This is a genomic window from Hydrogenophaga intermedia, from assembly GCF_000723405.1.
GTDB classification, from domain to species: Bacteria; Pseudomonadota; Gammaproteobacteria; order Burkholderiales; family Burkholderiaceae_C; genus Hydrogenophaga; species Hydrogenophaga intermedia.
The window spans coordinates 24774-45201 of the sequence record NZ_CCAE010000033.1 but is presented as its reverse complement, the minus strand read 5'-3'; the positions used below and the strand labels follow the sequence as shown (position 1 = coordinate 45201).

Sequence of the window (20428 nt, the reverse complement as noted above, 5' to 3'; positions counted from 1 at the left end):
ATCTATCTTCGCTGTCCCTTATTCGCGCCTGCGGCACTCAACGGGCACCCTGCTCTGCGAGGCTGCCGGCTACCGCCGGCCAAGAAGCGAGAGACGAACGACATGGGCTACATCAATCCGCTGCTGGAGCTTCCAGCAGGCCGCGAACTCCAGGCGCTGCCGGTGGCCGACCGGCAGCGCCTTGCCCGCGTGCTGCGCGAGCTGCGCACGCAGGCCAACGACGAGGCGGAAAAGGCATGGGCACGCCGCAAGGGGCCGATGGCCGCCTACTGGCGAGCCGTGGCGACCTACGCGCGGCACACGGCGCACGCGCTCAAGGGGTAGCGACATGGAAGCAGACGAACAGCCGACCGCGAAGCGGCGGCAGCACCTGCGGGTGCCGGTGTTCCCCGAAGAGAAGGCGCTGATCGAGGCGAACGCCAAGAGGGCCGGGGTCAGCGTGGCGCGTTACCTGCGCGACGTGGGCCAGGGCTACCAGATCAAGGGCGTCATGGATTACGAGTACGTGCGCGAGCTGGTGCGGGTGAATGGCGACCTCGGCCGGCTGGGCGGCTTGCTCAAGCTATGGCTCACCGACGACGCGCGCACGGCCCGCTTCGGAGACGCCACGATCCTTGCCCTGCTGGCCCGGATCGAAGCCACCCAGGACGAAATGAGCCGACTCATGAAGTCCGTGGTGCAGCCGAGGGCCGAGCCTTGAGCGTTTTAGCGGCTAAAAAGCCGAGGGCCGGCCGATGATCGCCAAGCACGTACCCATGCGGTCGCTGGGCAAGTCCGACTTCGCCGGCCTGGTGAACTACGTCACCGACGCGCAGAGCAAGGATCACCGGCTGGGCCAGGTGCAGATCACGAACTGCGATGCCGTGTCGGTGCAAGACGCCATCACCGAGGTTCTGGCGACCCAGCACACGAACACGCGGGCCAAGGGCGACAAGACCTATCACCTGATTGTCAGCTTCCGGGCCGGCGAGCAGCCCAGCGCCGACACCCTGCGGGCGATTGAGGAACGTATCTGCGCAGGGCTGGGCTACGGCGAACACCAGCGCGTCAGTGCCGTGCACAACGACACCGACAACCTGCACATCCACATCGCCATCAACAAGATTCACCCGACGCGAAACACGATGCACGAGCCGTACTACTCGCATCGGGCGCTGGCCGAGCTTTGCACGACCCTGGAGCACGACTACGGGCTGGAGCGGGACAACCACGAACCACGCCAGCGCGGTGCCGAGGGCAGGGCGGCCGACATGGAGCGGCACGCAGGCGTGGAAAGCCTGGTCGGCTGGATCAAGCGCGAATGCCTGGACGAGATCAAGGGTGCGCAGTCCTGGCAGGAACTGCACCAGGTCATGCGCGACAACGGCCTGGAGCTGCGCGAGCGCGCGAACGGCCTGGTGATCGAGGCCGGCGACGGAACTATGGTCAAGGCGAGCACCCTAGCCCGCGACCTTTCCAAGCCGAAGCTGGAGGCACGGCTTGGCCCGTTCGAGGCTTCGCCCGAACGGCATACACGAACCAAAGCGAAGCGCCAGTACCAGAAAGACCCGATCCGCTTGCGCGTGAACACCGTCGAGCTGTACGCCCGGTACAAGGCCCAGCAGCAGACCTTGACCGCGACACGTGGGCAGGCGCTGGAGCAGGCCCGCCGGCGCAAGGATCGGCTGGTCGAGGCCGCGAAGCGTTCCGGTCGTCTGCGCCGCGCGACGATCAAGGTGATTGGCGAGAACGGCGCGAACAAGAAGCTGCTGTATGCCCAGGCCAGCAAGGCCCTGCGCGACGAAATCCAGGCGATCAACAAGCAGTACCAGCAAGACCGCCAGGCCCTCTACGAGAGCCACAGCCGCCGCACGTGGGCCGACTGGCTCAAGAAGGAAGCGACCCACGGCAACGCCGAGGCGTTGACCGCCCTGCGCGCCCGCGAGGCAGCGCAGGGCCTGAAAGGCAACACCATCCAGGGCCGGGGCGATCCGCGCCCCGGCCACGCCCCGGTGACGGACAACATCACCAAGAAGGGCACCATCATCTTCCGCGCCGGCCTGACGGCCGTTCGGGACGATGGCGACAAGCTGCAAGTCTCGCGCGAGGCCACGCGCGAGGGCCTGCAAGAAGCTCTACGGCTGGCGATGGAACGCTACGGCAGCCGCATCACCGTCAACGGCACCACGCAATTCCAGGCGCAGATCATCCGCGCGGCCGTTGATTCCCAGCTACCCATCACGTTCGCCGATCCGGCCCTGGAGAGCCGGCGGCTTGCGCTATTGAAGAAGGAGAACACCCATGAGCGACCCGACCGAACCGAACGAGCCGACCAGCGACCCGCAGAACATCGAGGACGAGCTGGACGCGGCGCTGGCGGCCCTGGACAGCGCACCGCTGCCCACGACGACGCTGCCCGACCCGTCGCCATCGCCCGAGCAGGCATCGGGCGACCAGGTAGAGGGCGAGCCGACGCCGCCGGCGTTCACGCCGGAGCCGTCCACCGGAAGCCCGACATTGGACGCATTGGACGAGTCCCGCCGCCCCAAAGCCAGCACCGTTTGCGAACGCTGTCCCAACTCGGTGTGGTTCGCATCGCCGGCGGAAGTGAAGTGCTATTGCCGCGTGATGTTCCTCGTCACCTGGAGCAGCAAGGAACCCAGCCAGATCACCAACTGCGACGGGGAATTTCTCGGCCAGGAACAGGGGTAGCAGCCGCCCCGCCGGGCCTCACTGCGGCGGATAAATACATCGCTGAACGCGAGGCGAAACGCTCAAAAGGTTTCGATATACCGAAGCACGCGCGATATACTGCCGGTGACGGTGCCCTTGCTTTCCAGGGCGTCCGCAACATCGAGGGCCAGGCGCTGGCCCTGTTGAAACGAGGCGATGAGGTCATGGTGATGCCCATTGACCAGGCCACGGCCCGGCGCTTGTCGCGCATCGCGGTCGGCGAGGCCGTGACGATCACGCCGAAAGGCTCCATCAAAACGTCGAAAGGAAGGAGTAGATGAAAATCAAGATGAACAACGCCGTGGGGCCGCAGGTTCGCAACGCGAAGCCGAAACCCAGCAAGTTGCTGCCGATCCTCGGCGGTGTGTCCCTGGTCGGCGGCCTCCAGGCCGCGACACAGTTCTTCGCCTACACGTTCCAGTATCACGCGAGCCTCGGGGCCAACTTCGGGCACGTGTACGCGCCTTGGTCGATCCTGTCCTGGTCGGCGAAGTGGTACGGCCAGTACCCCGACGAGATCATGCGGGCCGGCAGCATCGGCATGGTGACTGCCACCGTGGGCCTGCTGGGCGTGGCCGTGGCGAAAGTCGTCACGTCCAACAGCTCGAAGGCGAACGAATACCTGCACGGTTCGGCCCGCTGGGCCGAGAAAAAGGACATTCAGGCGGCCGGCCTGCTGCCGCGCGGGCGGAGCGTCCTGGAGGTCGTCACCGGCAAGGACGCACCGACCGCCACCGGCGTCTATGTCGGCGGCTGGCAAGACAAGGACGGCAATTTCTTCTACCTGCGGCACAGCGGCCCCGAGCACGTGCTGACCTACGCCCCGACGCGAAGCGGCAAGGGCGTTGGCCTGGTGGTGCCGACCCTGCTTTCGTGGGGCGCAAGCAGCGTCATCACCGACCTGAAAGGCGAGTTGTGGGCGCTGACGGCCGGCTGGCGGCAGAAGCACGCGAAGAACAAGGTGCTGCGCTTCGAGCCGGCCAGCAGCGCGGGCGGCGTGTGCTGGAACCCGCTGGACGAAATCCGCGTCGGCACCGAGGCCGAAGTCGGCGACGTGCAGAACCTAGCAACTTTGATAGTTGACCCGGACGGCAAGGGCCTGGATTCGCACTGGCAAAAGACCGCCTTCGCACTCCTGGTCGGCGTCATCCTGCACGCGCTCTACAAGGCCAGGAACGACGGTGGCACGGCCACGCTGCCATCGGTCGATGCCATGCTGGCCGACCCGAACCGGGACATTGGCGAGCTATGGATGGAAATGACCACCTACGGACACGTGGACGGTCAGAACCACCACGCCATCGGATCGGCCGCCCGCGACATGATGGATCGACCCGACGAAGAAGCCGGATCGGTGCTGTCCACGGCCAAATCCTATTTGGCCCTGTACCGCGATCCAGTGGTGGCGCGCAGCGTGAGCCGGTCGGACTTCCGCATCAAAGACCTGATGCACTCCGACGACCCGGTGAGCCTGTACATCGTCACCCAGCCGAACGACAAGGCCCGCCTGCGGCCCCTGGTGCGCGTCATGGTGAACATGATCGTGCGCCTGCTGGCCGACAAGATGGACTTCGAGAACGGCCGGCCGGTGGCCCACTACAAGCACCGGCTGTTGATGATGCTGGACGAGTTCCCGAGCCTCGGGAAGCTCGAAATCATGCAAGAGTCGCTGGCCTTCGTCGCCGGCTACGGCATCAAGTGCTACCTGATTTGCCAGGACATTAACCAGCTCCGAAGCCGCGAGACGGGCTACGGCCACGACGAGCAGATCACGTCGAACTGCCACGTGCAGAACGCCTATCCGCCCAACCGTGTCGAGACGGCGGAACACCTGTCCCGACTGACCGGGCAGACCACAGTAGTGAAGGAGCAGATCACGACCAGCGGCCGCCGCACGGCGGCGATGCTGGGCCAGGTGTCGCGCACCTTCCAGGAAGTGCAGCGCCCCTTGCTGACGCCCGATGAGTGCCTGCGGATGCCGGGGCCGAAGAAGAACGACAAGGGCGAGATCGAGGAAGCCGGCGACATGGTGATCTACGTCGCGGGCTACCCGGCCATCTACGGCAAGCAGCCGCTGTACTTCAAAGACCCGGTGTTTCAGGCGCGGGCTTCGATTCCCGCACCGAAGGCCACCGACCGGCTGCGCCAAGTGGTTGAGGCAGGGGAGGGCATCACGATATGAGCCGCATCCTGAAACACATCACGAAAGGCGTTGCCATCGCTGGCCTAGCCGTCCTGGTGCTGGCCGCCGGCAGCTATGCCGCCGGTGCCCGCATCAACACCACCAAGAGCATTCCGGTCGGCCTGTACTGGACGAGCAGCGCGCCGGTGGAGAAGGGCGCTTACGTGCTTTGGTGCCCGCCGAAGGTCGGCGTGTTCGATGACGCCAAGGAAAGGGGCTACATCGGGGCCGGGTTCTGCCCAGGCGACTACGGCTACATGATGAAGCGCGTTTTAGCCGCTAAAGACGATGCCGTATCGGTGGCCGATGACGGCGTGCGCGTCAATGGCGAGCTGCTGCCACACAGCAAGCCCATCCAGGCCGACAAGTCCGGGCGGCCCTTGCCGCGCTTCCAGGCCAGCACCTACACGCTGGGCAATGCCGAGCTGCTGCTTATGTCGGACGTGAGCGACACGTCATTCGACGGCCGCTACTTCGGCCCGGTCAATCGTTCTCAAGTTCAGACCGTGATCCGTCCGGTCATCACCTGGTAGGGGAGGAAACCACCATGCGACTGTTCATCGCGGAAAAACCATCCGTCGCAAAAGCCATCGCCGGCGAGCTGGGCATCACCGGCAAGGGCGACGGCTACATCGAGTGCGGCGGCGACAAAGTGACCTGGTGCTTCGGGCACATGCTGGAGCAGGCCGACCCGGACGAGTACACGCCCGATGACGTGCCGACCGGCAAATCCGGCAAGAAGCTATGGCGCGTCGATGAGCTGCCCATCATCCCGCAGACCTGGATTCTTCACCCGAAGGACGATGCTAAGAAGCAGCTCACCGTGATCGGCAAGCTGCTGAAAGAAGCCAAGGAGATCGTCAACGCCGGCGACCCCGACCGTGAAGGCCAGTTGCTGGTCGATGAAGTGCTGGAGCACTTCAAGAGCAGCAAGCCGACGCGCCGCTTTTGGGTGTCCGCCCAGGATTCGGTTTCCGTCAAGCGCGGCCTGGCCGCCTTGAAGGAAAACACCACGTACAAGGGCTGGGCCGATGCCGCACGCGGGCGGCAGCGGGCCGACTGGCTGATCGGCATGAACCTAAGCCGCGCCTACACCCTGCGGGCGCAGCGCGGCGGTTCGCGCGCCCTGCTGACCGTGGGCCGCGTGCAGACACCGACGCTCGCGCTTGTGGTCGGCCGCGACCGCGAGATCGAGGCGTTCAAGCCGGTGCCGTACCACACCATCAAGGCCGTGATCGAGCACGCCGGCGGCAGCTTTGCCGCCACCTGGAAGGCGAAGGAAGATCAAGCCGGCCTGGACAGCGAAGGCCGCCTTGTCGATACGGTTGTCGCCGATGGCCTAGTGGCCGCCGTCAAGGGCCAGCCGGGCACCATCGCCACCTACAAGCAGGAGGCCAAGAAGAAGAACCAGCCGCTGGCCTTCGCGCTGTCGGACATTACCGCGCTGGCTTCCGCGCGGTACGGCTACAGCGCCGAGGACGTGCTGAACACCTGCCAGGCGCTCTACGAGACGCACAAGCTGACCAGCTACCCGCGCACCGACTGCGCCTACCTGCCGGAGTCGCAGCACGCCGACGCGCCGCGCGTCCTGGAGGCCGTCAAGCACGTGAACCCCGAGCTGGCCGGCCTGGTCGATGGTGCCGACCCACGCATCAAGTCCAAGACGTGGGACGACTCGAAGATCACCGCCCACCACGGCATCGTGCCGACGATGCAGAAGGGCAGCAAGGCCGGCTTGAGTGAGCGCGAGCGCAACATCTACGAGCTGATCGTCCGCGCCTACCTGGCGCAGTTCTATCCGCTGCACGAGTACATGCAGACCACCGTGGGCGTGGAGATCGCCGGCGAGAACTTCGCCGCGTCCGGCAAGGTTGTCACGCGCAACGGCTGGCGTGACGTGTTCGAGCAGGCCGACGAAGAGGACGCCAAGGAAGGCGACGACGAGAACGGCGCGCAAACCCTGCCACCGATGAAGCAAGGCGACGATGTGAATTGCGCCGAGGCCACCCGCCGCGACGCGAAAACCAAGCCGCCGGCCCGCTTCACCGAGGGCACGCTGATTCGGGCGATGGAGAACATCCATAAGTTCGTGAGCGACCCGGAGCACAAGAAGATGCTGCGCGAGGGCGACGGCATCGGCACGTCCGCCACGCGCGCATCCATCATTTCCGAGCTGAAACGCCGCGAGTTCCTGGAAACCAAGGGCAAGCAGATCGTCAGCACGACGCTGGGCCGCAGTGTCATCGACGCGCTGCCCGAGGTAGTGCGAAGCCCGGTGCTCACCGCCCTTTACGAGCGCATGTTGAAGGGCGTCGAGCTGGGCACGGCGGCCCTGGACGCCTTCATCACGAAGCAAGAGACGTTTATCCGCGACCAGGTGGCGAAGGCCAACAGCGGAGCCGTGAGCATCGCCGGCGGCAAGGAAGCCACGCCGGTTTCGTCCCTGCATAAGTGCATGGCCTGCGGCAATGGCTTGTCGCGCCGGCCGGCCAAACGCAAGGGGCAATTCTGGTGGGGATGCAGCAACTTCCCCACATGCAAACAGACCTATCCCGACCTGAAAGGCCGGCCCGACTACAGCAAGGGCCGCAACGGCCCAGCCGAGTAACCACCGAGACGAAGGAGCATGACCATGACCCAGCAAACCACCACCCAGGCCGATGACGTGCTGCCCGAGCTGCCCGCCATTGACGACAACGCGGCCGCCGCCGGCGCGCTGCGCGAGAAGCTGGCCGACGCGGCGACGCCCGGCTACCAGGCCGAGTTCGACCCCGAGGAAGCCGAGCACGCCGGCGCGTTCGTAGAGGATGCCTTGAGCGAGCAGGATGCCGCCGAGAGTGGCGACGACCTGGCCGCGCTGGTCGGGGATGAAGAACCGGCGTTCCTGGACGACGAAGGCCCCAGCGCGGACATTCCGCCCTTCATCACGACCACGAACGCCCGCGAGCTGTACGACCTTCGCCCCGGCGAGACGGTGCCCGAGGCCATCGCACGCAAGGCCAAGGAGGGCTAACCCATGCCCATGACGAAGGCCGAAGCGCAGGGGGTAACGCGGCTCTTCATCCGCGACTACCCCGGCGCGCTGGAGCTGGCCTACAAGTTCCGCGACAACACGGCCGAGCTGTACGGGCCGCGAGCGGCCGAAGTGCCCGGCGACATGAAGGGCGGCTACATCCCGAAGCCGACCGAGCACAACGGCCGCACGTATCGGGGCCGGGTCGATGTTCCGCTGGAGAACATGACCGATGCCCGCGACCTGCTGGTGACGCTGCGGCATGAGGTGCTGGGCCACTACGGGGCCAACACCTTCGCGCCGGCCGAGAAGCGCGCCTTGCTCGATGGCCTGGTCGCCGCCCGCGAAGAGCCGAGCCTGAAACCACTATGGGATGACATCAACCGCCGCTATGCCAGCAGCACGCAGGACGCGCGCGCGGAGGAAGTGTTTTGCCTGCATTGCGAAGGTATCGCTCCTAGCCATCACATGGGCCGCGACCAGGTGCAGCAGCTCGGGCGGCAGTCATTCAATGAAACCTGCATCGCCCGCCTGCGGCCCATGCAGGCCGACGACCTGCACAACATCGCGTGCATGGTCGCCCAGGGCCTACACGACCGTTCCAGGACGCAGCAGACCTTTCCGCAGATCGACAAACTATTCCGAAGGGACGAAGCAATGGAACCTAAGAAGCCATTTCATGAAGTCGTTGCCGAAAAACTGATCGAGCAGCTCAAGGCCGGCACCGCGCCGTGGCAACGGCCGTGGGAGCCTGGCGAGCCGAACGCCTACTTGCCGATGAACCCAACCACCGGCAAGCGGTACAAGGGCATCAACGCCATTCACTTGATGGCCCAGGGCCGCAGTGATGGCCGTTGGATGACCTACAAGCAGGCCGCCGCCGTGGGCGCGCAGGTTCGCAAGGGCGAGAAAGGCACGCCCGTTCAATACTGGAAATTCAGCGAGGAACAGAACAAGGTCGATGAGAACGGCCGGCCCGTTCTCAACGCGAAGGGCGAGCCGGTCAAGGAAACCGTCCAGCTCGAACGCCCGCGCGTGTTCTTCGCCACGGTGTTCAATGCCGAGCAGATCGACGGCTTGCCGCCGATCCAGAAGCAGGAGCAGACCTGGAACGCCATCGACCGCGCCGAGCACATCCTGAAAGCGTCCGGCGCGTCGATCACGCACGCGCCTGGTGATCGCGCTTTCTACCGGCCGGCGACCGACAGCATCCACCTTCCCGACCGGGGCCAGTTCCCCAGCGCCGACAACTACTACGCGACCGCCCTGCACGAGCTGGGCCACTGGACGGGCCACCCGTCCCGCCTCGACCGTGACCTGGCCCATCCCTTCGGTTCCGAGGGGTACGCCAAGGAAGAGTTGCGCGCCGAGATCGCTTCCATGATCGTCGGCGACGAGCTGGGCATCGGCCACGATCCGGGCCAGCACGCCGCCTATGTCGGCTCCTGGATCAAGGCCCTGCAAGATGAACCGCTGGAAGTGTTCCGCGCCGCTGCCGACGCGGAGAAGATTCACGACTACGTGCTGGCCTTCGAGCAGAAGCAAGTTCAGGAACAAGAGCAGGCCCAGGCGCAGCAGCCGGAGCAGCACTATTCCGACTTGACGCTCCAGGCCCTGGTCGAGAAACACGGCTGGGAGGTTGCCTACACCGGCCTGCAAGAGCCTGGCCGCGTGGATTCTGTCCATCGCACCTTTGAGGGTGTCGGGCCGCTTGGAACCATGACCACACCGAACGGCGAGCGGCGCTTGTCGGCCGGCTACCACGACGACGCCGAGCGCCGGCGCTACGTCACGTTGAAGCTGGGCGACCAGGTGATCGGCGATGCCGATGGCCGCGACCAGAACCCGGAAGAGATCGCCCGGCAGATCAACGCCAAGGCCGAGCAGTACGCCGACGAGCGGCGCGTCAAGAACGGCCTGGAGCCGATCTACAGCATTGCCTCGCAGCAGGCCGAGGCCCAGCAGCTCAATGACGAGCTGCGCGAGCACGGCCAGGAGATCGTCTCGCACCTGGACGCGCAATCGCGGTGGGCAGATGGCGAGCGCATCTTTGCCTTCCACGAACAGGACGAACAACCGCACCAGGTCAGGAGCCTGGCCGAGCTGGAGAGCTATGCACCCGACCAACTGCTGGCCCTGCCGGCGCTGGCCCAGGAGCAGGAACAGGAGGCCAAGATGCAAGCACCCGAACAGACCGCCGACCAGGCCGAAGCCTGGATGTTGAAGCACGTCGAGCTGGGCACGGTGGGCCGTGCGCTTGAAGGCGCGAGCCTGGAGCAGATCGACCGTGCCCTGGACGTGTTGGATCGCATGCAGCCGATGAACACGCAAAACGAGTTCTGGACGCGGCACGAACTGCCCTACGACCTGGAGCCGCTGGAAACCAAGATCAACGCGGCGATGGATGACCTGATCGAGAACCGGCGGCCGGATGCCGTTGTCGCGGCGACCCGCCTTGACCTGGCGACCGGCAACACCAATTCGCGCGAGCGCGACCGCCAAGCCTTCGACACGGCGGCCGACGACGCGCTGGGCTTCACCCTGCCCCACGACTGGACAGGCGAAGTGCGGGTTGTCGGCGTGGTCGAGCGTGACGGCGAGACGCGGCCCGCCGACCTGGCGACGGAGACGCCGGAGGCGTTCCACCTGTACGCCCGCAAGGGCGAAGCGCAGTTCGGCGAGGATGCCTTTGCCTACCTCACCGCCACCCGCACGCTGGGCGAGGCCGACGAGCTGGCCGACCGCCTGGCGCTGATCGACGCCAATTCGCAGACCGACGAGTACGAGAAGGCGACCCGGCTTGCCCGCGTGCAAGAGGATCGCGTCCGCCGCGACCCGAACAGCACCGACGAGGACATTTCAGCGGCTAAAGAAACTCGGAAGGCGATGGAAGCCAAGGCGTTCGTCGCGGCCGAGGAAGCGAAGAACGCCCAGCAGGCCGGCGACGAACAGCGCGTGGCGGCCGCCGCAGGCCCTCACCCTGTACCGAGCGCCTGGCAGGGCGAGGCGTGCCGCGTGTTTGATGAAGAAATGGCGCAGCGCATGGGCGGCCAGTACGACAAGGCCCGGGAGCTTTTCAGCAACGTCGAGCGCGCGAAGGATCGCATCGAGGACATTCATTGGGATGGCCGAACCCCTAGCGCGGCCGAGGCCCAGGAAGAGAAGGAGCTGCAAGCCGGCATCGACGACGCCGAAACCTGGCTGCATGAGAACGTCTATCTGAACCCGACCATCAAGGAACGCATGTACCCGGTGGTGCAGAACAGGTCGATCAATGTCACCGATGACATTGCGGCCTACCTTGGCGAAATGAAGGCCACTCTCGGGGCCGACGCCGGCCTGGTCAAGTTCGATGAGAAGGTTTACATCAACGTGCCCTTCAAGGAGAAGGACGAGGCCAAGAGTCTCGGGGCGCGCTGGGATCGCAAAGAACAGTCCTGGTACGTGCCGGCGGGCGTGGGGATCGACACGGCCCGCTTCGAGAAATGGGCGCAGGGAGCCGCTACGCCGGCCGTAGAGGCCAAGCCGATCCAGCAGGCACCCGAACCCCAGGAAGGCGGCCAGAAGGCCGCGCAGCAGGCCCGGCAGTACCTCGCCGTGCCCTACGAGCAGCGCAACGCCGCCAAGGCCGCCGGCGCGCAATGGGACAAGGCCGCGAAGTCCTGGTATGCCGGCCCTCGCGCCGACATGGCGAAGCTGGAACAGTGGAAGCCCGAGAACGTGCAGGCCCAGCAGGGGCCAGCGATGACGCCAAGGGAAGAGTTCGCCGAGGCCATGCGCAGCGCCGGCCTGTTCACCGGCAGCAACGCCCAGGGCGATCACCCGATCATGGACGGCAAGCGGCATCGCGTGCCGGTCGAGGGCGGCAAGAAGGGCGCGCTCGATGGCTTCTATGTCGGCCACCTGGACGGCCACCCCGCCGGCCGGATCATCAACAACAAGACCGGCGCGGACATTACCTGGAAGAGCAAGGGCTACGCCTTGAGCGACCAGGAGAAGGCCAAGCTCCAGGCCGAGGCGGCCGAGAAGCTGGCCCAGCGTGCCGTCGAGCAAGACAAGCTCCAGGAAGCCACCGCGCAGCGTGTCGGCCGCCAGATGGCCGACCTGGTGCCGGTCGAGCAGCCGACCCCCTACTTGCAAGCCAAGGGCATCGAGGCCCACGCCGGCGTGTTCACCGACCGCGAGGGCCAGAAAACCTACATCCCCGCCTTCGACGTGGACGGCAAGCAATGGACGATGCAGTACATCCAGGAGGACGGCACCAAGCGGTTCGCCAAGGACAGCAAGAAGGAAGGATGCTTCCACCCGGTCGGTGGCATGGATGCGCTGGCCGCAGCGCCGGCGCTGGTGATCTCCGAGGGCTACGCCACGGCGGCCCAGGTCGCCGGGGCCGTGGGCCATGCCACGGTCGCCGCCTTCGACAGCGGCAACCTGGAGGCGGTAGCGAAGGCGCTGCACGCCAAGTACCCGGACAAGCCCATCATCATCGCCGGCGATGATGACCGCCACCTGGTCATGACCCACGGCAACAACCCCGGACGCGAGAAGGCCGAGGCGGCCGCCCAGGCCGTGGGCGGCAAGGCAATCTTCCCGATCTTCGCGCCGGCCGAGAACAGCTACCCGCGCGAGCTGCCGGCCATTACGCCCGAGAGCTACAAGACCCACTTGCGGGCCGAGCAGCGCCTTGCCGACGCTGCGGCTGGCAAGTCCGAGCTGGCCGACGCCGAGGCGGCCAAGCTCAAGGCGTCGATGTTGAGCGGTGCCCAGCTCGCCGCGCTGTCCACGATGAAGCAGCACACCGACTACAACGACCTGGCGCAGAAAAGCGAGCTGGGCCGCGACGGCCTCAATCGCCAGGTCAGCGCAGCCGTGGGCCAGGTATTGATCCAGGAAGGTCGGCGGCAACAGCAGGAACAGCGTGCAGAGAAGCAACAGCAGCAGCCCGAGCGCCCGCGCCGCGCTGCGCGCATCGGCTAAAGTCCCGGAGGGCTGCAACCACACGCGGTTTCCTCCCTCCCTGACCGCTGGCAGTCATCGCCGCCTCGCAACCCGAGGCGGCTTTTTTTTGCTCGAGCATCGCCGCATCCGACGATGCCACCAGGTGCGCGCACGTCGAGCTGCAGCATCGCCAGCTCCAACGATGACGGGGGGCCGCCGGCGCTCGAGCTGGCATCGCCGCTTCTGACGATGCACGCCGGCGTGGTCGACCATCGCCAGTTCCGACGATGGCGGCCGCCCTGCCCTCCTGGATCTCGCATCGCCATTTCTGACGATGAGATCCACAGCGGTCATTTAGACCCGGCAAAAACGACCCGGCCAAGATAAATCCGCTGACGGCATTCTTGGCCGGGGGTAGCATGGGGGGACAAATTGCCTATACCCAAATGAACCGAAAGGAAAGTGCGTTGACAAACATCAGCCTGGCGCTCCGAGATCGCCTAGAACACCATCAAATCATCATCTACTTCGCGGCCGTCGTAGTCGCGGCGGCCGTCGCGCTCTTGGTACCGGGCACCGACGCGCTGGAAGGGGCGATCAATCCGGCGCTGGCCCTGATGCTCTTCGTCACCTTCTTGCAGGTGCCGCTTGCTGACCTGGGCCGCGCCTTCACACGCATTCGCTTCTTGGGTGCATTGCTGACCACCAACTTCCTGATCGTGCCGTTGCTGGTCGCGCTCCTGGTGCAGTTCCTGCCGGCCGACCCGATGGTGAGGCTCGGCGTGCTGTTCGTGCTCCTGACGCCCTGCATCGACTACGTGGTGACGTTCTCGCACATCGGCCGCGCCGACGCCCGTTTGCTGCTGGCCGCCACCCCGACGCTGCTCATTGCGCAAATGCTGCTGCTGCCGGCTTACCTGCGCGTGTTCCTGGGCGACGCAGCGGCCGAGCTGGTGCATCTAGGCCCGTTTGTTCATGCGTTTGTGTGGCTGATCGCCATCCCGCTTGTCCTGGCCGCCCTGGTGCAGTTGTGGGCGGCCCGCAGCGGGGCCGGCCAGCGGGTCGCGGCGGGCCTTGGTCTGCTGCCGGTGCCGGCGACGGCGCTGGTTCTGTTCGTCGTCGTGGCTGCGATGGTGCCCCAGCTCGGGGCCGCCATCGAACCCGCTTTGCGGGTGATTCCGCTCTATGTGGCGTTCGCAGTGGTCGCACCCCTCATTGGCTGGACGGTTGCCCGTCTATCGCGCCTCGATGCACCGGCTGGCCGGGCCGTGGCGTTCAGTGCGGGCACGCGCAATTCCCTGGTGGTGCTGCCGCTGGCCCTGGCGGTGCCGGGAGCTATTCCGGTGCTGCCGGCCATCATCGTGACGCAAACGATGGTCGAGCTGGTCGCCTCGGTGATCTACATGCGCCTGATACCGAGGCTCGGGGCGGCCCGAGAAGCGGCCCAAGCATGAGCACGTCGGACAAGCCCAAGGTGCCGGTGACCGTGCATGTCTCGCCGACCGCGCCGCCGCTGTCCAAGGGCTTTCCGCATGAAATCCAGTTGTGGTTCCAGCGACCGGGAGACAAAGCCTACGTGCTTTGCCCGGACGGCTGGAAGGAGTGGGCCAAGGGAACGGCTATCAAGGACGTTTGTTCATGCAGCGAAGCCAATCCATGAGCAAGAGCAGCGGAGTCATCCTCAAGGTCGCGCGCATCTACATGCGCGTGAGCACCGACGAGCAAGACTTGACCCGCCAGAACGCCATCGTGGAGAGCACGCGGGCCGCCGGCTTCTACGTCGCCGGCATCTACCGCGAAAAGGCTTCGGGTGCTCGCGCCGATCGCGCCGAGCTGCTGCGCATGATCGGCGACCTACAACCTGGTGAAGTTGTCGTTGCCGAACGGATCGACCGAATCAGCCGCCTACCGCTGCCCGAGGCCGAACGCCTGGTGGCGTCGATCCGCGCGCAGGGCGCACGCCTCGCCGTTCCTGGCGTGGTCGATCTTTCCGACCTGGCGGCCGAGGCGAAGGGTGTTGCAAAGGTGGTCTTGGAGTCCGTGCAGGACATGCTTTTGAAGCTGGCCTTGCAGATGGCCCGCGACGACTACGAGGATCGCCGCGAGCGTCAGCGGCAGGGCGTCGAGCTGGCGAAGAGCGCCGGCCGCTACACCGGCCGGAAGGCGAACACGAAGGTACATGATCGGATCGTGGCCCTGCGCACCGCAGGCCACAGCATCCCGGAGACGGCCAAGCTGGCCGGATGCAGCGAAAGCCAGGTGAAACGGGTATGGGCGCTGCACAACCAGGAGCAGACCGAGGCGTGACCTACTCGGCCGCTTCCAGCTCGCGCAGGCATTCCATGATCGCCGCCCGCTCCAGCGGGTCGAGCTTGGCGAGCTTCGCTTGCCAGCGAGCTTTCTTCCGCTTGATGCGCTCGCGCTCGCGGAAGTTGCTGCCCAGGTAGCGCAGATCGTGCAGCGCGTCCGGCTCGGCGTAGTTCATCCAGAGCCGTTCAATGGCAAGGCCGCCGCGCGTCATCGCGTTGAACTCGATGGTGCGCCAAGTCGCCAGGGGCGAGCTGTCGTAGATCGGGGAGTCGTAGCCCGACACCATCACCGCGCAGGGCAGGCCGGCGAGCACGTCGAGCAGCCGCACGTGGTCGGCGTCGTCGTACTCGTGCCGGTACAGCTTGCCGCCGCGCCGGCTGTCCATCACATAGGGCGGATCGACATAGACAAACTCGCGGCCGGTGAAGGCGTGGCCTTCGAGCCAGGCCACCGCATCACCGCAATGCAGCTCCAGCCCGTCCACGTCGAGCTGCTGCCACGCCTGGATCACTTCCCGGTCAATGTCGATGCCGATGCTGCGCACGGCCGGGCGCTTGCGCTCCAGGATGTTCCCGCCGCCCAGGTGCGTTTCGATGTAGGTGTCGTGCGGCGGAATGTTGTTGATGATCGTCTGATAGACGCCGGCACCGCCTTTGCCGCCGGGGTAACGCATCGCTTCTTCCCTTGGAGTAAATCGGACATGGCCAGCATCGTCAGAAATGGCGATGCTGTCAAGGAAAACGGGCCTGCAGCATCGCCAGGAACGACGATGGAGGCCCGCTTTGAATGGGTGTCGGGTTGCCCCCGACTGCTCACCACTAGGCAGGTGACGCAGCCGCTAGACCGAAGCGAGCGGCTTTCCTCTTAGTACGTGGGAACGTAGATAACTTCAATGTCCACGCGCTGGTTTTCATACCGCCCTTCTGGCGTCGAGTTGTCGGCCACGAAGTCGGCGGCCGAAGCGAAGTTGACCATGATCTTGAGCGGCGACACGCCGCGCGCAATGAGGTACTGGCGGGCCGACAAGGCCCGGCGCAAGGCCAGGGCTTCATCGGACGCGCTGGGGCGTAGCGTGCTGGTGCGGCCGCTGACGTAGATGATCGTGGCTCCCTTCGCCTCGGCCAGCAGCTCGGCCGTGGACGCATCCGGCCGGAACGTGGTGCTGCTGTCGGGAAAGGACACCGAAACGGCGGTCAAGACCGGCTCGCCGTAGCTCACGGCGGCCATGCCGGCTACGCCGGCGGCCATCGCGCCAGGCGCGAAGGCAAGGGACGCCAAGGAGAGGGTCAGGAAAAGGGCTTTGCGCATGGTGCGGACTCCAAATCAGAAGAACAGGTAGCCGGCCTTGCTCATGGGGATGCGGATCAACCACAGAGCGGCCAGGTGCAGCGGGTAATAGGCGTAGAAGGCCCAGCGCAGGCGCGGCATGGGCAGATCGACGCGAGAAGCGACCAGGAGCAGCGGCAGCGCGGCCAGCGCCCACAGGTTGCGATTGATGAACCACAGCGCCGCGCAGGCCAGCAGCGCGACGACCGCGGCGGCCCAGGTGGGCCGCTTGCGGTACGACCACACAGCCAGGCCGAAGGCCACGGCCGGCCACCAGTATTCGACCAGGCCACCGCCGACCAGGAACACCAGGCCGGCGCCGACCAGGTGCAGCGGGCGGCCCTTTTCCACCAGGTAGGCGCACGCCGTCACGACCAGGAGCGTGAACAGCACATTGAGGGGCCACCACCCGGCGGCCAGGCCGCCCAGGGCGATGAATGGCACCGAGGCCACCGCGCCGAACACCGCCAGGCGCTTCATCGTGCGCGTGTACGCGCCGCGCTCGAAGGCACCAGGTCGGGCCAGGTTGTAGGCCAGCACGAAAACGAAGAGCGGCAGCGCCAGGCGGCCCGCCTCGAAGAGAAACGGCAGCGTGCCATTGAACAGGTACTTGTTGACGTGATCGCCGGTCATCAGGGCCAGCGCGATCCACTTCAACGCTTCGACCGTCCCATCCGGCACGTGCAAGGGCTTCATCCGCGCTTGCCCCCGCGTGAGGCGTAGGCGCGCAGCACCAGGAAGATGATGTACAGCGCGGGCAGCGACAGCACAAAGGCAATGGGCTTGCCGATCCACGCCGGCAGCGACCACAACAGCAGGCCGAGCGCGAAGATCGGGCCGAGGCCCAGCAAGAGCAGATCGAATTGCCCCTTGGCCTGCGATTCGGCCCAGTTGCAATACGCGGTCAGCACCCGGCCGAACCCGAGCGTGTAGCGCATCATGAAGGTGTGGAATTTGTCCATGTTTTAGCCGCTAAATCGGAAAGCCCGCCCTACTCCGGCGAGCCTTCGCTTCTGGTGTTGAAGGAGATCGAGCGCGGCACGTAGCCGCCCGCGACGTTGATAGATGGAGCTGCTGCCGGCCTGGTCGCCGGTGCGGCCGCTGGGGCCGCTACCGTGGCCTGCTGGGCGGCTTGCACCGCCGGCGCTGGCCCGGTCGGTATCGAGGGCATGGCCCCTGCTTTCGTCACGTCCAGCGTGACGAACCGAGCTTCGAGCCAGTCCGCCCACTTGACGGCCTTGCGCATCAGGTCGGCGCGATACACCGCGTTGTACTGCGGCGTGCGCGAGTGATAGTTAGCGGCCTTCGTCCAGAGATCGCCCTTGTCGTTGCGAATGTGCATTCGCAAGCGCCAAGCGGCCAGGTCGAACGAGTAGCAGCCGGCGGCTGCTACATCGTCCGCCGTAATGCCGTAGCGGGCCAGGTCGCGCAGGTATGTCGTGTTGAACTGCATCGGCCCCACGTCATGGGTGCCGTTCGAGTTGCGCACCCACTGGCCCGGCTTGCCGCCTTCCTTCTCCGCGACGGCCAGCACGATATTTGCCGGCACTTCGTACTTCACGGCCGCAGAGATCGAGCACACAACGCGCTCCTGGAGCTGCGGCGGAAGGTCGGCAGCAAAGGGCATCTTAGTAACCCCCCCAGGAAGCGCGGCGGCGCTCTTCGTCCTCGCGCCGGATGCGTTCGTTGTACTCGGCCAGCGCCCGGTCATAGTCGGCTGCTTCGACCCAATACCCGCCCCTTTCTGGCGTCCCGACATAGCGCGGCTTGGTGCTGTTGAGATCGGTGTAAGCGTGGTTGGTGTAGGCCGCGCAGTAGTCGGGCATCGAGTTGCTGATGTACGTCCTGCCGTCGTCGTAGCTCCCTTGCCAAAACACCAGCGTCTGATTCAGCGACTGCGCATCGCATCGGCCTGCACCGCGCGACATGGCGGACACCAGCGCCGACATTTCCGGCGTCTGATTCGACGCCGGGCACAGGTCGAGGAAGTTCTTGCGCCTCTTGATCGTGTCGGACAGCTTCCGCGCCGTGATGCTGAAATAGCGTTGCAGCGAAGGGGCGCACTCGCTGGGGCGGGTGCCGCTGGCAAGGCACAAGACCGCCTCGCAAGCCAGGCGCGTGTCGCCGGTCAATACGTCTTGCGCGCTGGCCGTGCCGGCCGAGCAAAGGGCCGCCACAGCGGCCACGATGGAAAGCAACTTCTTCTTCATGATGAACACTCCTTTGGTTACGCAGATTTGTCGTTGCGGCCGCCATCGCGGAACGCGGCCACTTCGGACTCGGGATCGGCAGAGCTGTTAGCTCCCGCCAGGCTGTTGTCGCCGAAGGTCGGCGAGGGTTGTTGATCGGGAACGTCGATGTTCGTGTCGGCCGAGCTGCCGCCCTGCGCCTTGATCGCGGCGGCGATCTTTCCGCCGGTGGTGTCGGCGATGCGCTCCATCGCCGAGTCGCGCATGCCGGCGGCCTTCGCGGCCGCGACCGCGCCCACACCCTTCGCCAAGTTCGCGCCGGCGTCGGCCGTTACGCGGCCGGCCTTGCCAAGCGCCGATGCGGCCGAGGCCAGCATGCCGGGGCCGGTGCTGCCTGGTGCGTCCTGCTGGCCGCCCTGCCCTGCCCCCTGGCCCTGCTGGCCGCCGGAACCCTGGCCGGGCTTAGAGCTGCCACCATCGCCGCCGCTGGCCTTGGAGCCGCCGGCATCGCCGCCCTTCGAGCTGGAGCCGCCCTTGTCCCCGCCCTTGTCGCCGCCCTTCGACTCGCCGCCGCCGCCGCCGCTGCCGCCCGAGTCGCCACCGCCGCCGCCGCTAAAGCCGGCGGCTTGAGCAAGGGGCGTGCTTGTGCCGGCTTCACCGCCGCCACCGCCACCGCCGCCCGAGTCGCCGCCACCACCGCCCAGCATGGACATCACATCCGAGCCGGAAGAGACGTTCTCGTTTGCCTTCGAGAAGGCGGCCATGACCGCCGACGCACCGCCGGCGGCCGAGGCCGCGCCGGCGGCCAAGGCAGCACCGCCGGTTGCCGCTGCTGCTGCGGCCATGCCTGCGGCACCAAGGGCTGCGCCTGCGCCGAAGTTGCCGATGCCGGCACCGCCGACGCTCGCGCCGGTGATGATCCCGGCAATGAGTGCCGGAATCTTGTTGACCAGGGCCAGCAGGATCACGCAGACGATGAGCATCACGCCCATTTCCTTGAGGTTGATCCCTGCGCTCATGCGGGCGTAGTAGTCATCCAGGAAGGTCTTTCCGATGCCGACCAAGAGAACCATCGCCATGAGCTGCGCGGCCACGCCCAGCACGGTCTTGTAATAGTTGATCGCCATGTCGGAAGTCCAACGGCTTCCACCGAAGCCGAGGAAGAACACACCGCCATAGGCGAGCACCCAACCGGACGCCAAGAGAAGGAGCATGTTCACGCCGATGAGGGCGAGCACGACCAGGATGGCCACGGCCATGAGGATGCCGGCCATGCTGTCCACCGGCGACCACACCGAGGACTGATCCATCACCTGGTAGAAGATCGCAAAGCCGATATCGACAATGCCGGAAGGCGACAAGGCTTGACCCAGGCCGGTCGCGTTGCCGGCCACCTGGCGCAGCGACGCATAGATCGTTGAAGCGAAGTTCGGCCCGTTCGTCAGCAACCACCAGAAAAAGCCGGTGAAGATGGTGAAGCGGACAAGCTCCGCGAAGAACTCGCCAATGTCGGCCTTGCGCAAGGCCATCATGCCGAACGTCCAGACCATCGAGATCACCACTAGCAGCCAGAACAACCAGGACGCGGCATCGGTGATGACCCCGGCCCAGCCGCTGGCGGCGGTGTTGTAGCGATTCAGAACGTCATCGAAGAGGCCCGCACTGTCCAAGGCTTGGGCTTGTGCGTCCCCGACAAAGAACGCCAGCCAAACGAGCAGCGGCAGGGCGAGTTTCAAGCTGGCTGGCATTCTCATACGT

The 20428-nt window shown here is 65.9% G+C and carries 18 protein-coding genes; 11 read left to right on the top strand and 7 right to left on the bottom strand.

Going from position 1 to position 20428, the window contains the following annotated elements:
• The first annotated feature begins 102 nt into the window (after nucleotides 1–102).
• From BN948_RS17220 to BN948_RS17170, 11 genes are all read left to right on the top strand, one after another.
• The gene (locus BN948_RS17220; protein WP_011798730.1) at nucleotides 103–324 is read left to right on the top strand and encodes a hypothetical protein; all 222 of its coding nucleotides are present in this window, start codon (nucleotides 103–105) and stop codon (nucleotides 322–324) included.
• A 4-nt stretch (nucleotides 325–328) separates the two neighbouring features.
• Nucleotides 329–700: a conjugal transfer transcriptional regulator TraJ gene (gene traJ, locus BN948_RS17215; RefSeq protein ID WP_035622812.1), complete on the top strand. Its 372-nt coding sequence runs from the start codon at nucleotides 329–331 to the stop codon at nucleotides 698–700.
• 34 nt (nucleotides 701–734) lie between these two features.
• Nucleotides 735–2993 (top strand): TraI/MobA(P) family conjugative relaxase, encoded by a 2259-nt coding sequence (traI, locus tag BN948_RS17210; protein WP_035622809.1) that lies wholly within the window; start codon nucleotides 735–737, stop codon nucleotides 2991–2993.
• The gene (locus BN948_RS17205) at nucleotides 2990–4894 is read left to right on the top strand and encodes a type IV secretory system conjugative DNA transfer family protein (protein ID WP_035622806.1); all 1905 of its coding nucleotides are present in this window, start codon (nucleotides 2990–2992) and stop codon (nucleotides 4892–4894) included. The genes traI and BN948_RS17205 overlap by 4 nt, the downstream gene beginning before the upstream one ends.
• A complete protein-coding gene (traF, locus tag BN948_RS17200; protein WP_035622804.1) occupies nucleotides 4891–5427 on the top strand; it encodes a conjugative transfer signal peptidase TraF in 537 nt (178 codons plus the stop codon). Before BN948_RS17205 ends, traF begins: the two co-directional genes overlap by 4 nt.
• Nucleotides 5428–5441: 14 nt before the next feature.
• Entirely contained in the window at nucleotides 5442–7502 is a 2061-nt protein-coding gene (locus BN948_RS17195) for a DNA topoisomerase III (RefSeq protein ID WP_035622801.1), read from the top strand.
• 24 nt (nucleotides 7503–7526) lie between these two features.
• Nucleotides 7527–7907, top strand: a complete 381-nt coding sequence (locus BN948_RS17190; RefSeq protein WP_035622799.1) for a hypothetical protein — start codon at nucleotides 7527–7529, stop codon at nucleotides 7905–7907.
• Nucleotides 7908–7910: 3 nt separating this feature from the next.
• Nucleotides 7911–12884 carry a zincin-like metallopeptidase domain-containing protein gene (locus BN948_RS25760; RefSeq protein WP_051756170.1) on the top strand — a complete coding sequence of 1658 codons (4974 nt, stop codon included), beginning with the start codon at nucleotides 7911–7913 and terminating at the stop codon, nucleotides 12882–12884.
• Between the two features lie 428 nt (nucleotides 12885–13312).
• Nucleotides 13313–14299 (top strand): arsenic resistance protein, encoded by a 987-nt coding sequence (locus BN948_RS17175; RefSeq protein WP_346265422.1) that lies wholly within the window; start codon nucleotides 13313–13315, stop codon nucleotides 14297–14299.
• Nucleotides 14296–14505 (top strand): hypothetical protein, encoded by a 210-nt coding sequence (locus BN948_RS26715; RefSeq protein ID WP_138820307.1) that lies wholly within the window; start codon nucleotides 14296–14298, stop codon nucleotides 14503–14505. Before BN948_RS17175 ends, BN948_RS26715 begins: the two co-directional genes overlap by 4 nt.
• Nucleotides 14502–15152: a recombinase family protein gene (locus tag BN948_RS17170; protein ID WP_035622842.1), complete on the top strand. Its 651-nt coding sequence runs from the start codon at nucleotides 14502–14504 to the stop codon at nucleotides 15150–15152. The genes BN948_RS26715 and BN948_RS17170 overlap by 4 nt, the downstream gene beginning before the upstream one ends.
• A gap of 1 nt (nucleotide 15153) precedes the next feature.
• On the opposite strand, the gene BN948_RS17165 is transcribed toward BN948_RS17170, so the two are convergent.
• The 7 genes from BN948_RS17165 to trbL form a co-directional block, all read right to left on the bottom strand.
• The gene (locus tag BN948_RS17165; RefSeq protein WP_035622796.1) at nucleotides 15154–15828 is read right to left on the bottom strand and encodes a DNA adenine methylase; all 675 of its coding nucleotides are present in this window, start codon (nucleotides 15826–15828) and stop codon (nucleotides 15154–15156) included.
• Nucleotides 15829–16019: 191 nt separating this feature from the next.
• Nucleotides 16020–16463 carry an OmpA family protein gene (locus tag BN948_RS17160; RefSeq protein WP_035622794.1) on the bottom strand — a complete coding sequence of 148 codons (444 nt, stop codon included), beginning with the start codon at nucleotides 16461–16463 and terminating at the stop codon, nucleotides 16020–16022.
• Between the two features lie 15 nt (nucleotides 16464–16478).
• Entirely contained in the window at nucleotides 16479–17177 is a 699-nt protein-coding gene (locus tag BN948_RS17155) for a TraX family protein (RefSeq protein ID WP_081921986.1), read from the bottom strand.
• Nucleotides 17174–17443 carry a hypothetical protein gene (locus tag BN948_RS17150; protein ID WP_035622792.1) on the bottom strand — a complete coding sequence of 90 codons (270 nt, stop codon included), beginning with the start codon at nucleotides 17441–17443 and terminating at the stop codon, nucleotides 17174–17176. The genes BN948_RS17155 and BN948_RS17150 overlap by 4 nt, the downstream gene beginning before the upstream one ends.
• Nucleotides 17444–17472: 29 nt before the next feature.
• The gene (locus BN948_RS17145; RefSeq protein ID WP_035622789.1) at nucleotides 17473–18108 is read right to left on the bottom strand and encodes a transglycosylase SLT domain-containing protein; all 636 of its coding nucleotides are present in this window, start codon (nucleotides 18106–18108) and stop codon (nucleotides 17473–17475) included.
• A 1-nt stretch (nucleotide 18109) separates the two neighbouring features.
• Entirely contained in the window at nucleotides 18110–18691 is a 582-nt protein-coding gene (locus BN948_RS17140; protein WP_035622786.1) for a TrbM/KikA/MpfK family conjugal transfer protein, read from the bottom strand.
• Nucleotides 18692–18708: 17 nt separating this feature from the next.
• Complete coding sequence (gene trbL / locus BN948_RS17135; protein WP_035622783.1) at nucleotides 18709–20418, bottom strand: P-type conjugative transfer protein TrbL; 1710 nt, start codon at nucleotides 20416–20418, stop codon at nucleotides 18709–18711.
• Nucleotides 20419–20428: the final 10 nt, after the last annotated feature.